9 protein-coding genes are annotated in these 12366 nt (G+C 55.3%); 7 read left to right on the forward strand and 2 right to left on the reverse strand.

Features of this window, described 5'->3' with window-relative positions:
* The first annotated feature begins 144 nt into the window (after positions 1–144).
* The 7 genes from OQ371_RS22475 (at position 145) to OQ371_RS22505 (ending at position 10588) form a co-directional block, all read left to right on the forward strand.
* Positions 145–3492 (forward strand): SusC/RagA family TonB-linked outer membrane protein, encoded by a 3348-nt coding sequence (locus tag OQ371_RS22475; protein WP_265994349.1) that lies wholly within the window; start codon positions 145–147, stop codon positions 3490–3492.
* A 14-nt stretch (positions 3493–3506) separates the two neighbouring features.
* Positions 3507–5045, forward strand: coding sequence for a RagB/SusD family nutrient uptake outer membrane protein (locus OQ371_RS22480; RefSeq protein WP_265990576.1), 1539 nt, complete (start codon positions 3507–3509; stop codon positions 5043–5045).
* A 265-nt stretch (positions 5046–5310) separates the two neighbouring features.
* Positions 5311–6747: an amino acid permease gene (locus tag OQ371_RS22485; protein WP_265990577.1), complete on the forward strand. Its 1437-nt coding sequence runs from the start codon at positions 5311–5313 to the stop codon at positions 6745–6747.
* Between the two features lie 221 nt (positions 6748–6968).
* Positions 6969–7391, forward strand: coding sequence for an OsmC family protein (locus tag OQ371_RS22490; protein ID WP_265990578.1), 423 nt, complete (start codon positions 6969–6971; stop codon positions 7389–7391).
* 190 nt (positions 7392–7581) lie between these two features.
* A complete protein-coding gene (locus OQ371_RS22495) occupies positions 7582–8043 on the forward strand; it encodes a hypothetical protein (RefSeq protein WP_265990579.1) in 462 nt (153 codons plus the stop codon).
* Positions 8044–8161: 118 nt separating this feature from the next.
* The gene (locus OQ371_RS22500) at positions 8162–9646 is read left to right on the forward strand and encodes a helix-turn-helix domain-containing protein (RefSeq protein ID WP_265990580.1); all 1485 of its coding nucleotides are present in this window, start codon (positions 8162–8164) and stop codon (positions 9644–9646) included.
* Between the two features lie 33 nt (positions 9647–9679).
* Positions 9680–10588 (forward strand): Nif3-like dinuclear metal center hexameric protein, encoded by a 909-nt coding sequence (locus tag OQ371_RS22505; RefSeq protein WP_265990581.1) that lies wholly within the window; start codon positions 9680–9682, stop codon positions 10586–10588.
* Between the two features lie 6 nt (positions 10589–10594).
* Here the strand turns inward: OQ371_RS22505 and OQ371_RS22510 are convergent, their stop codons facing one another.
* Both OQ371_RS22510 and OQ371_RS22515 read right to left on the reverse strand, forming a co-directional pair.
* Positions 10595–10777, reverse strand: coding sequence for a hypothetical protein (locus tag OQ371_RS22510; protein WP_265990582.1), 183 nt, complete (start codon positions 10775–10777; stop codon positions 10595–10597).
* A 176-nt stretch (positions 10778–10953) separates the two neighbouring features.
* Positions 10954–12357, reverse strand: a complete 1404-nt coding sequence (locus tag OQ371_RS22515) for a sialate O-acetylesterase (protein ID WP_265990583.1) — start codon at positions 12355–12357, stop codon at positions 10954–10956.
* Positions 12358–12366 lie beyond the last annotated feature (9 nt).

Raw genomic sequence — 12366 nt, forward strand, 5'->3', positions numbered from 1 at the left:
CCTCCCCCTTATTCCCCAAAAACGTGCTTTATCCTGCCAGATGAGCGAGGGAATAAATTGTCAAATTCTGAGATTTAACAAAACAAAAGAATGAAAAATCATCGAAAGTTCATAACGCTTAGTCACAAAATGATAAGGGTTGTGATGCTCCCCCTTTTCCTCCTGGTTGTCTTCAGCGGCAGCGTTCTGGCCCGTGAAATCGCCGGCCAGGAATTGTTGCAGAAAACCGTCAGCCTTCGAGTAACGAATACCGAAATCCGGACGGTTTTAACCAAACTGGAAGAAGTGGCCGGGGTGAAGTTTGTTTACAGCTCCCGGTCGCTGCACGCCAGCCGGAAAGTTTCGGTTGCCTTCTCGAACAAACCGCTGATTGAAGCGGTGAATGAAGTCTTCCAGCCCAGCAAAATAAGCTGCAAGGTGGTGGGCGGTCAGATCGTCCTCAAAACTGAATCAAGCGCTTCGACCCTATCCGAGCCAATACCCACGGAGGAAACGGCGGCAGCGGCTCAGGCGGTAGACCGGCCCATTACGGGGGTGGTCACGGATGAAAAAGGCGGTGGGCTGCCCGGCGTCAGCGTCGTGATTAAAGGCACGCAGCGGGGAACCTCCAGCGATGGCGAGGGCAAATACACGCTAAGCGTTCCGGACGGCGACGTTACCCTGATCTATTCATTTGTGGGGTACTTAAGCCAGGAAATCGCCGTGGGCAACCAAGCGACGGTCAATGTCAACCTGAAACCCGACACCAAAGCGCTGGAAGAAGTGGTCGTTGTTGGTTACGGAACCCAGAAAAAACGCGACGTAACCGGGGCCGTCAGCAGCATTGCCACCACCGAAATTGCCGACATTCCGGTGCAGAACCTCGGCCAGAAGTTGCAGGGTCGCCTGGCCGGTGTGCAGGTCAACCAAACCTCGGGTGAACCGGGCCGGGGCGTGTCGTTCCGGGTGCGGGGGCAGGCGTCGATCAACGGCGGAAACAGCCCCCTGGTGGTTATCGACGGTTTTCCGACGGTGGCCGGAATCACCAGCATTAGCCCCGACGAAATCGAGTCGGTTTCGGTGCTGAAAGATGCCGCTTCAGCGTCGCTGTACGGTTCTCGGGCGGCCAACGGGGTGATCCTGATTACCACCAAGCAGGCCAAAAGCGGTCAGACCAACATTGATTTCAGTTCGTACTACGGGATGGAGAGAGTGTCGAAGCGGGGCCGCCCGGACGTGATGAACGCTTACGAGTTCGCCAACTTCAAAAAGGAATACTACGAAGATCAGGCCCGGTACGAAAATTACACGGGGGGCGTTCCGTCGGTTTACCAAAACCCCGATCAGTACATCAACAACCCCGGTACCGACTGGTTCGACATCCTGCTGCGGTCGGCCCCAACGAAGAACTTCAACCTGGGCTTATCCTCGGGAACCGACAAGTTCAGAACGGCGCTCAACATGAACTACAACAAACAGGAAGGCGTCATTCTTAACACCTACTCGGAGCGTTTTACGGGTCGGGCCAACAGCACCTTCCATGCTTCCGACCGGATTCGGTTTGGCCTTAACCTGTCGGGTTCGTACCGCCCGAGTCAGATCACCCCCGGTTTGGCCGGTGGGCGGAACATCATCGGCTCGGCCTTTCTGATGGACCCCTCGCTGAAATACCGCAACGACGACGGTACCTACCCCATTTCGTTCAGCGCCCCCGGGATGTTTGCCAACCCGAACTATTACCTGGTGCTGACCCAGCGGGTGAATCCCACGAAGGAATTTAACGCCCTGGCGAATCTTTACGGCGAGGTTGATCTTCTAAAGGGCTTAACCTACAAAATCAGCGCAAACACCGATGTGGGCAACACCATCGTGCGTTCGTTTGAACCATCAACGGCCCGGGGCGGCATGTTTTCGGCCCCTCCCCTGCCCGCCATCGGAAGTTACGGAACCACCAACTACCTGACCTGGCTGCTGGAACACACGCTGACCTACAACCGCACCATTGGACAACACAGTTTCGATGTGCTGGCCGGTTATTCGGCCCAGAAAGCCAGCTATGAATCCAGTGCCATCAACGCTTCGCAGTATCCGGATGACGAAATTGAATGGATCAACGCGGCCAATGTTCGGGTCGGAAACGGCGATGCCTACCAGTGGTCGCTGCTGTCGTACATCGGCCGGTTGAATTACAACTACGCGGGGCGGTATTTGCTATCGCTGGCCTTCCGGCGGGATGGCAGCTCCCGGTTCGGTGCCAACACCAAGTACGGCAACTTCCCCTCGGTGTCGCTGGGCTGGGTTATTTCGGATGAGGACTTCATGAAAAGCCTGAATCAGATCAGTTACCTGAAAGCCCGCGCCAGTTACGGAAAAACCGGTAACAACAACATCGGAAACTACGACTACCTGGCGTCGGTTGCCACCACAAACTACGTTTTCGACAACAACGTGTCTCCGGGCCGTCGGCTCGAGCGGATTGGCAACGACAACCTGACCTGGGAAACCACCGTCCAGTACGACCTGGGTCTGGATCTGGGCATCCTGCGCGACCGGGTCTTCCTGACCTACGATTACTACTGGAAAAAAACCGACGGTCTGCTGTACGCCATCGACATTCCGAACCAGTCGGGTTTCTCGAGCATCCGGTCCAACATCGGGCAGTTTAATTTCTGGGGACACGAAATCGGGATTGAATCGCGCAACATGACCGGGGCCTTCAAGTGGAACACCAACTTCAACATTTCCTTCAACCGGAATAAAGCCGTGAAGCTGGGCACCAACAACACCCCAATCGGCGGAAACGCAAACCAGGGCGATTACAACCGCACCCAGGTGGGTCAGCCGCTGGGTCAGTTTATGGGCTACGTGTACGACGGGGTGTACATGACCCAGGAAGAATTTGCCTCGCAGCCCAAACATGCCTCGTCGATGGTCGGGACGGTCCGGATGAAAGACCTCAACGGCGATGGTGTCATTGACTTCAACGACCGCACCATCATCGGCAATCCCAACCCCGATTTCCTGTACGGCATTACCAACGAATTTGCCTACAAAAACTTCGACGCGAGCGTGGTCATTGCCGGGGCGGTGGGTGGCGACATCATCGACGGTACGCTGGAATGGACGGAAAACATCGACGGGGTTTTCAACGTGACCAAGGAAGTGGCCCAACGCTGGCGGTCGGAAGACAACCCGGGCAACGGCAACATTCCCCGGACCCGCAGCGGAACCACCGAATTGTTTCGCTACAACAACACCCGCTGGGTTTTCGACGGTTCGTACCTGGCCGTTAAAAACATCACCGTCGGCTACAACTTCCCGATCAAAAGCAACCCGTTCGTGAAAAAAGCCCGGTTGTATTTCAGTACGCAGAACGCCCTGATTCTAACGAAGTATCCGGGCATGAACCCCGAAGTAAGCAACAACGGCCTGAACGGTTTGAACCAGGGAGTCGACATCAGTTCGTACCCCATCTCGTCCGTGTATACGCTGGGGGTGAATGTTAAATTTTAAGGAGAGAAACAACCATGAAAAAACAACTGATATACCTGCTGACGGCTACCCTCGGGCTGGGCGCGTGCAGCGACGATTTCCTGAACCTGGCCCCGCCCACGACGCTCAGTTCGGCCACGTTCTTTAAAACCGAAGAACATTTCAACCAGGCCCTGAATGCTTCCTACGAACCCCTGCGTCAGATTGCCGTAAGCGGGGTTTTCATGGACGAGATGCGGTCCGACAACAGCTTTTTCACCTACTACCCGGGCGACCGCGGGCCGTACCTGAGCACGGAAGTGATTGCGCAGTTTCTGGATGACCAAAACACCAATAGCTTTATCAGCAACCGCTACAACGCGGCCTATTCCGGTATTGCGCGGGTCAACACGATCCTTTCGCGCATCAACGGCATTACGCTCCCGGAAGCATCCAAAAACCGGATTCTGGGCGAAGCTCACTTCCTGCGGGCCTTCTATTACTACGACCTGGTGCAGCACTTCGGCGGGGTACCGCTGCAACTGGAAGAGGTAACCTCGGAAGACGGTGCTTTTCTGCCCCGCTCGTCGGTGGAAGAAGTGTACAACCAGGTCATTGCCGACCTGAAAGTAGCCATTCCGCTGCTGCCGGTGGCCACTACGTTCCCGCAGAGCGGCCGGGCAACCAAGGGGGCGGGAAAAATGCTCCTGGCTTACAGCTACATGTCGAAACCAACCCGCGAATATGCGCTGGCCGAAACCGAACTGACGGACATCACCAAGATGAACTACGGTTTGCTGACCGACTATGCCGCCATTTACGATCCGGCCAACAAAAACCATAAGGAGTCGATTTTTGAAATTCAGTACCTGGCCGGTGACGTGGGTCAGCAGGGCAATTTCATCTGGCGGTTTATTCCCAAAATGTCTAATTCGGACGTCATTCTGGGCATTCAGGCCAACAATTACGCCGGCGACAACAGTGGTGGCTGGAACGTGCCGACCCAGGAAATGGTGAATTCTTACGAAAAAGGCGACCTGCGGCTCAATGCCTCCATCGGCGTGATCGACGGCGTGCTGAGCGCCGGAGACTTGTTTACGGCGGAAGGGGTGAAAAACGTGACGGACTACAAACCCACGGCGGGCAAAACTTACTATTACTTTGTTCGCAAGTACTTCCACCCGCCTTACAACCGCGAATTTAACACCGGTGAAAACTGGCCGGTCTACCGGTACGCGGGCGCGCTGCTGCTGCTGGCCGAATGTCTGGTGGAGCAAGGCAAAGCGGGTCAGGCGCTGCCCCACCTGAACGAAGTCAGAAAGCGGGCGGGGTTACCGGCGCTGACCCAGGCGACGAAAGACAACGTTGCCAATGAAATGCGCCACGAGCTGGCTTTCGAGAACCACCGCTGGACCGACCTGATCCGGACCGGAAAAGCCATCGAAGTGATGACCAAGCACGGGGAGCGGATGAAAAGTCAGTACGGCTTTCTGCTGCCCACCGCCTTTAATGTCAAACCGGAGCGGCTCATTTACGCCATCCCGTTCCGGGAAATGCAGATCAACAGCCAGTTGACGCAGAATCCAGGTTACTAAACCGTGTTGATGGAAACAACCGGTTGGAGTCCTCGCCCAAACAGGGCGAGGACTTTTTTATTGGACCGTTTCCAAACCGGGGCGGAGCCGCCCTTGGACGAATTCTGCTCTTCAACGTTCCCCTAATGCTTCCGATTCCCAACACATTCAATCAAATGAACCCGCTGGCGATCAACCGTACCCGATCAATCGTACCTAATTATTGAAAGGGAATTCACCGTTTGTCAGATTGAAGTCTTAATTTTCGCCGACTGATTTTGACTCCATGCGCATTAAATCCCTCGCCCTGCTCCGGCAGGAGGCCGCCGAAAGCGGACAAAGTACCCTCAAACGTTCCTTGGGCGCGTTTAATCTGGTTGCCATCGGCATCGGTGTGATCATCGGGGCCGGTTTGTTCTCCCTGACGGGGCTCGCAGCCGCCAACCACGCCGGACCCGCCGTTACGCTGTCTTTTATCGTTGCTGCGGTTGGCTGTGCGTTCAGTGCCCTGTGCTACGCCGAGTTTGCCTCCCTGGTTCCGGTAGCGGGCAGCGCTTATACCTACGCCTACGCGACGCTGGGGGAGTTGTTTGCCTGGATCATTGGCTGGGATCTGGTGCTGGAATACTCGGTAGGAGCCGCCACGGTGGCCATCAGCTGGTCGCAGTACCTGAATCGTTTTCTTAGTGCTTACGAATTGTATCTGCCCCCGCAGCTTACCCTATCGCCGTTTGAAACGGCCACCGGGGCCGACGGAGCCGTTGTATCCGGGTACGTAAATTTTCCGGCGGTTCTGATTGTGGTGCTGGTAACGGCCATCATCATCCGGGGCACTTCGGGTTCGGCCCTGATCAACGCCATTGTGGTGGCGCTGAAGGTGTTGGTGGTGCTGGTATTCATTGCCCTGGGTTGGCAGTACATCGATCCGGCCAACTACCAGCCCTACATTCCGGCCAATACTGGGGTGTTCGGCGAATACGGCTGGAGTGGGGTGCTGCGCGGGGCGGGTGTCGTGTTTTTTGTATTTATCGGGTTTGATATCGTGGCCACCATGGCCCAGGAAGCACGCAACCCCCAACGCGATATGCCCATCGGGATTATCGGCTCGCTGGTGGTCTGCACGTTTCTCTTCGTGCTGTTCGGCCACGTCATGACGGGGATGGCTCATTACACCGATTTTAAGAACAGTGCCGCCCCGGTGGCCATTGCCATTGATAAAACCCCGTACCGCTGGCTGGGCCAACTCATCATCGGTGCCATTCTGATTGGCTACATTTCCGTTATTCTGGTTGATTTGCTGGGGCAATCGCGGGTTTTCTTTTCGATGAGCCGCGACGGCCTGCTGCCCCGCGTTTTTTCGGAGGTTCACCCCCGGTTTCGCACGCCCTACAAAGCCAACCTGTTGTTGTGTGCGTTCATCGGCCTATTTGCCGGATTCGTTCCGATTCGGGTGGTGGGCGAAATGACCAGCATTGGCACGCTGCTGGCGTTTGTGATGGTGTGTCTGGGCGTGATGATCTTGCGCAAAAAACAACCTGATGCCCCCCGTGCGTTCCGCACGCCCTGGGTTCCGGTTGTGCCCATTCTGGGAATCCTGACGTGCGCCGTCATGATGTTTTCCCTGCCGGGCGATACCTGGCTGCGGCTGCTCATCTGGCTGGCGCTGGGGTTACTGATCTACTTTTTGTACGGCAGGAAACGGAGCAAACTCCGCCCGGAATAACGGGGCTCTGCAGTCCTTACCGGCGTGTCGGCGTTAGGTTAGCTTCGGAGAAATGCCTTGGTGTTTTTTTGCAAAAATCTCCGCTCAGCTGCGCCGGATTCGGCGCCTTGCAGGCCCTTGTGTGTAGCCCGTATTAATTTTTCGCCGGACCGTAAGATTGTTAGGGGCCTCTCCCCAACATTTCTTACTTTACCGCCTTAAACTCTAATTCACCCATAACTATGGAAATTAAACGCAATGCCACCGCCCGCTGGGAAGGAGCCGGTAAAGACGGCAAGGGTACGATCAGCACCGCCAGTACCGTTCTCAAAGACACGCAGTATTCCTTCAATACGCGTTTTGCCGACGGCGTTGGTACCAATCCGGAAGAACTGGTAGCGGCTGCCCACGCCGGATGTTTCTCCATGAAACTGGCTTTTAACCTGCAGGAAGCCGGATTTACCGCCACCTCCATCGACACCAAAGCGGTGGTTAGCCTCGATACCAACAGCGGCAGCATCAGCAGTTCCAAACTGACGGTTACGGCCAGCGTGCCCGACATCAGCCAGGAAAAATTTGATGAACTGGTTGCCGATGCCGAGAAAAACTGCCCTATTTCCAAGCTCTTCAATACCGCCATCAGCGTTGATGCCACCCTGGCCTAAGCCAGCCGATACACCGAATGACCACCAGCCGGGAAAACGGTTTTCCGCCCGGCTGGTGGTCATTTTTCATTGATGCCACCGCTTTTTGGTGCTTCCTTTGCTGCGAAATATATCATTTCAGGACACCTTTTCGTTTTATTGCGAGAAAGACCCTATCAACATTTCAACTTTGAACCATTTCACTGGCACAATGAAACGCATCGCCATCCTTTTTATCCTAGTATTGAGTATTGCATCCTGTAAAAAAGGCGGCTCTTCCGGCGAAGACGTGGATCCGCGGGAACAATACATCGGTGTATATGACATTGACTACACGTCAAGAACCAGTGTGACGCCGGGCTTTCCTAATTATAGCGAAGACAGCGGTAAAGGAACCATTACGCTGGCAAAAGGAGAAGCCGCCAATGAAATGAAGCTCACGACGGAATTTCCCGGCCTTACGACTACGGACGTGGTTAAGCTCAATGGCGCGCAGTTTACGGTCAACCGCACCCGCAATAATTTGTCATTTGGCAACAAAATATACGATGGCGAATACACCGGCACCGGGTTATTCGAAGGCAAGAACCTGACGTTAACCGCCCTGACCAAAGTAAACCAAAATGGTACGCTGGTTGAATGGACCCAATCCTATAAAGGGGCGAAACGCTAAGCCCTGCTCATTGCTTCCCAAAGTCCATCCGGTCTGATCAGTTACCGGGTGGACTTTTTGTTTGCCGTCGTTTTTAGCGGTAATTTTACTTCTGACACCTATTTAACATTCGTATCCAGTGGCCGTATATCCCGATCATATCCGATTACTTTTTGGTCTGAAACTTAAGCAGATCCGGCTGGATAAAGGATTGTCGATCAGTGAACTGGCCCAGAGCTCGGGGCTTTCCGTATCGTACCTGACCGAAATTGAGAAGGGGCGCAAATACCCCAAAACCGATAAGATTGCCGCCCTGGCCAAGGCCATGGACGTAGACTACGACACGCTGGTTTCGCTGAAATTGAGCAAAAGACTGGAGCCCATTTCCGAACTGCTCCGTTCGCGCTTTCTAACCGAAATTCCGCTCGAGTTGCTGGGCATTGATCCCGCCGACCTGCTTGAACTGCTGGCCGAAGCACCGGCCAAAGTCAGCGCCATGATTTCGACCGTCATGAACATCGGGCGCAGTTACCACGTCAGCGTCGAACGGCTGTACATGTCAGTGCTGCGGTCGTACCAGGAAATGCACGACAATCACTTCGAAGACATCGAAGAAGAATGCGACCGGTTCCTGACGGAATTTGCCTCGGGGCGCGCCCAGGTCGACGACCCTTTACTAATTAGCCTATTACGAACGCATTATAACTACACGATCCACTATTTCGACCGGGAGAGCAACCCCGAACTGGCCGGTCTGCGCTCCGTATTCCGCCCCGAATCCGGTACCCTCTACCTCAACAGCCACCTGTCGGCGGAACAGAAAACGTTTATCCTGGCCCGGGAAGTCGGTTTTCAGTTTCTGAATCTGAAAAGCCGTCCGTATACGTATTCGTACGTGGAGGTTGAGTCGTTTGAGCAGATTCTGAACAATTACAAAGCTTCGTACTTTGCCGGCGCTATCCTGATTCGCCGGGAGGACCTCATCCCGCGGTTGCAGGCCATTTTCGACGCACCGACCTGGAGCAACGAGAATTTCCTGGCGCTGATTCAGTCGTTTCAGGCCACGCCCGAACGGTTTTTCTACCGCCTGAGTAACCTGCTGCCCAAACATTTCGGCATTGACCAGTTGTTTTTCTACCGCTTCAACAACACCGCCGGGCAAACGGATTTCCACCTGACGAAGGAAATGCACCTGACCCGGCAGCAGGGTCCCAAAAGCATGATGGATGAGCATTATTGCCGTCGCTGGGTGGCCCTGACGATCCTTCAGGAGCTGACGTTTCTGCAAAAAAACAAAAACCACACGGGCGCTCTGTGTCAGGCGCAACTATCGACCTACGCCGACACGGGCAACACGTTCTTTATTGTATCGGTGGCGCAGTCGTACCAGCCCCACCAGCAGCAAAACATGAGCGTGTCGATGTGTTTTAAGATGAACGATACCCTTCGCGATAAGCTGCGGTTTCTCAACCCATTGGCGCCCGGCATCCCGCAGCGGATCGTCAACGAAGCCTGCGAACGGTGCGGGATTTTCGACTGCCGCGAGCGGGTAGCGGCCCCGACGGTTTTGCAGCGAAAGCGCCAGATTGAAGCCATGAAAAAATCCCTGGAGGAATTGAAGTGACGCCTTGCGCAATTCATAAAGACGAACCCCATCATGACACAACCCGAAAACCCCGGAAGAAGAGAATTTGTCAGTAACCTTACCAAAGCGTCGGTCCTGCTGACGGTATCGGGCCTTGCTCCCCTGGACTCAGCCGGGCAGTCGGCCGAGCCCGTTACGGTGGGTCAGGTGATGGATATGATCCTGAAAACCATTCCCAACGCGCCCTTTCCGAAAACCGTCGATACGCTGAAATCCGGCAGCCGCGATCAGCGCGTAACCGGCATTGTTTCGGCCATGTTTGCCACGATGGAAGTGATTGAAAAAGCCGCCAGCCTGGGCGCCAATTTCATCATCGTTCACGAACCGACGTTCTACAACCACGCCGACGAAACCGACTGGCTCAAAAACGACGCGGTATTCAAAAAGAAATACGCCCTGCTGGAGAAAAACGGCATCGCCGTCTGGCGGTTCCACGACTACTGGCATTCGCACCGGCCGGACGGTATCTACAAAGGGGTGCTGGACTCGCTGGGCTGGGCCCCGTATTCGGATGCAAAAAATCCACGGCTGGTTACGCTCCCCGCCCCCCTGCCGCTGAAGCAGCTCATTGCGCACGCCAAACAGAAACTCGGCATTGCAACGATGCGGGTGGTGGGCGATCCGGCGCAGTCGTGCCAGCGGGTGCTGCTGATGCCGGGGGCCTCGGGTGGTCGGAGTCACATTCTGGCGCTCGAAGAGGTTAAGCCGGATGTGATTTTGTGCGGAGAAATCAGCGAGTGGGAAACCGCCGAATACGTCCGGGATGCCCGCCAGCAGGGACAGAAACTGTCGTTGGGCGTATTGGGCCACATCATGAGCGAAGCACCGGGGATGCAGTGGCTGGTGCCGTGGCTGCAACCCAAACTGCCGGACGTAAAGATTACCTACATCGACTCGAAGAACCCGTTCACGTATATGTAAAACGGTTTAGATAAAACTGTCGTCCAGTTCACCGACCACGGTCAGGTCCGCCACGTCGAACCACTCCTCCGTGTCGTCATCGAGTCGGCACAGGGCCTGGGTTTCTTCTTCATTCATGCTCGAAACCATCATGGGGTGGCCGTTATTGATGGACGCATCCGTGTGTTTTACCGTATCTCCGTAGTGCATGAGTGGCAGAGTTGAGTTTGTTTCTACGGAAGATAACCCTTCTCGGGAGCGAAGGTTTAGACCTCTTTACCTGCCAAATGAATTTACCCTTACCGAAGCTCATTATTTGCTCCCGTAAGGGTAAATTAAATATAAAGAAACTTGCTACGAGTTGACCTTTGCAAACCCTCCTTCTGTCATTGCTTGCTATCCACCCGCAGACCCAAATCCCAGGCATCTGTCCGGAACGGAATGACCGGCAAACCTTCCTTGCTGAACAGATTCGGCTCCGGCGCATCGCGGAAGGCAAACCGAACGGCCACGGGGTTCTTCACGGCTTCCGACCAGACCTCCAGCGTATTGCCCTTGACGCGGGCCTGCGCTTTTGCGAATACCTTGTCGGTCCCGGCAATTTCCAGTTCCGTTACCTCGCTCCCCTTGGCGACCAACCCGTTGGGGGCATTGTCGAACGCAATCCGGATTTTAGCCCCTTCCACCGCCATGGAACGGTATTGCGGACTTTTGTACAGCCCCGTTTTCTGACCGTAGGTTTCGGCCAGGGCCCAATCCGCCAGCCGGTTGCCGACTTCCTTCTTATAAGCCGGGTGAATGTCCTTGAGGTTATGCACCAGATCGGTCGTGACGATCATGCCGGATTTCGGAATGTCCATCGCCCGGGTCTGGCTTTCGCGGGTGGCCGCGGTCTGGAACTTGTCGCCGTAGGTGAAGGGAGCAATCTGTACGTAGTAAAACGGAAAATCCTTCTGCCAGACGCCCCGCCAGGAATCCACCAGCGTATGAGTCACTTTGTAGTACGCCGGGGCGTCGTGCCGGTTGGCTTCACCCTGGTACCAGATCACCCCGGCAATCGGAAAGCCCGTCAGGGGAGCAATCATCCCGTTGTAAAGCACACCGGCTTTGTTGGGTGCCCAGGGCGCTTTGGGCATCGCCAACGCCGACCGCCGGGTTTCCGGATACAGCATGGCAATCGTCTCGGGTAGCCACGAATCCATGAACGAGCCGCCCCACGAGGCATCAATCAGGCCAATGGGCACGTTCAGGGTGTTTTGCAATTTCTTGCCAAAAAAGTAACCCACCGCGCTGAAGTGCTTCATGGTCAACGAATCGCAAACGACCCAGTTACCCCGCACGTCGACCTGGGGCGCTTCCGTGGCCCGTCTCGGCACTTTGAAGAACCGGATGTTCGGGTTGTTGGCCGTCGGCGCTTCGGCCAGCGCGTCTTTTACGCCCCCGGCCGCCGTCATTTCCATGTTCGACTGCCCGGAACACAACCAAACTTCGCCGATCAGGATGTTGGTCAACTCCACCTTGTTATGGCCGTTGATCGTAATCGTATACGGCCCACCGGCCTGGGGCGTTTGCAAGCTCACTTTCCAGACAGCGTTGTCGGCGCAGGTGGTGCTGACGGGGGCGCTGGCCCAACTGGCCGAGACGGTTATTTTTTCGGTTGGATCGGCCCAGCCCCAGAGCACCAACTCGGTCTGCTGCTGCAAAACCATGTTGGAATTGAGCACAGAAGGCAGTGTGACATTGGCCAGCGCCGATACCGACCAGCAAAGCAGAAACAGGATTTTCTTCATAAAAAAACA

This window comes from Larkinella insperata (assembly GCF_026248825.1).
Lineage (GTDB): Bacteria > Bacteroidota > Bacteroidia > Cytophagales > Spirosomataceae > Larkinella > Larkinella insperata.

Coding starts and splice junctions, on each gene's coding strand:
- OQ371_RS22475 (WP_265994349.1), top strand. CDS start 145: ATGCTCCCCCTTTTCCTCCTGGTTGTCTTCAGCGGCAGCGTTCTGGCC.
- OQ371_RS22480 (WP_265990576.1), top strand. CDS start 3,507: ATGAAAAAACAACTGATATACCTGCTGACGGCTACCCTCGGGCTGGGC.
- OQ371_RS22485 (WP_265990577.1), top strand. CDS start 5,311: ATGCGCATTAAATCCCTCGCCCTGCTCCGGCAGGAGGCCGCCGAAAGC.
- OQ371_RS22490 (WP_265990578.1), top strand. CDS start 6,969: ATGGAAATTAAACGCAATGCCACCGCCCGCTGGGAAGGAGCCGGTAAA.
- OQ371_RS22495 (WP_265990579.1), top strand. CDS start 7,582: ATGAAACGCATCGCCATCCTTTTTATCCTAGTATTGAGTATTGCATCC.
- OQ371_RS22505 (WP_265990581.1), top strand. CDS start 9,680: ATGACACAACCCGAAAACCCCGGAAGAAGAGAATTTGTCAGTAACCTT.
- OQ371_RS22510 (WP_265990582.1), bottom strand. CDS start 10,777: ATGCACTACGGAGATACGGTAAAACACACGGATGCGTCCATCAATAAC.
- OQ371_RS22515 (WP_265990583.1), bottom strand. CDS start 12,357: ATGAAGAAAATCCTGTTTCTGCTTTGCTGGTCGGTATCGGCGCTGGCC.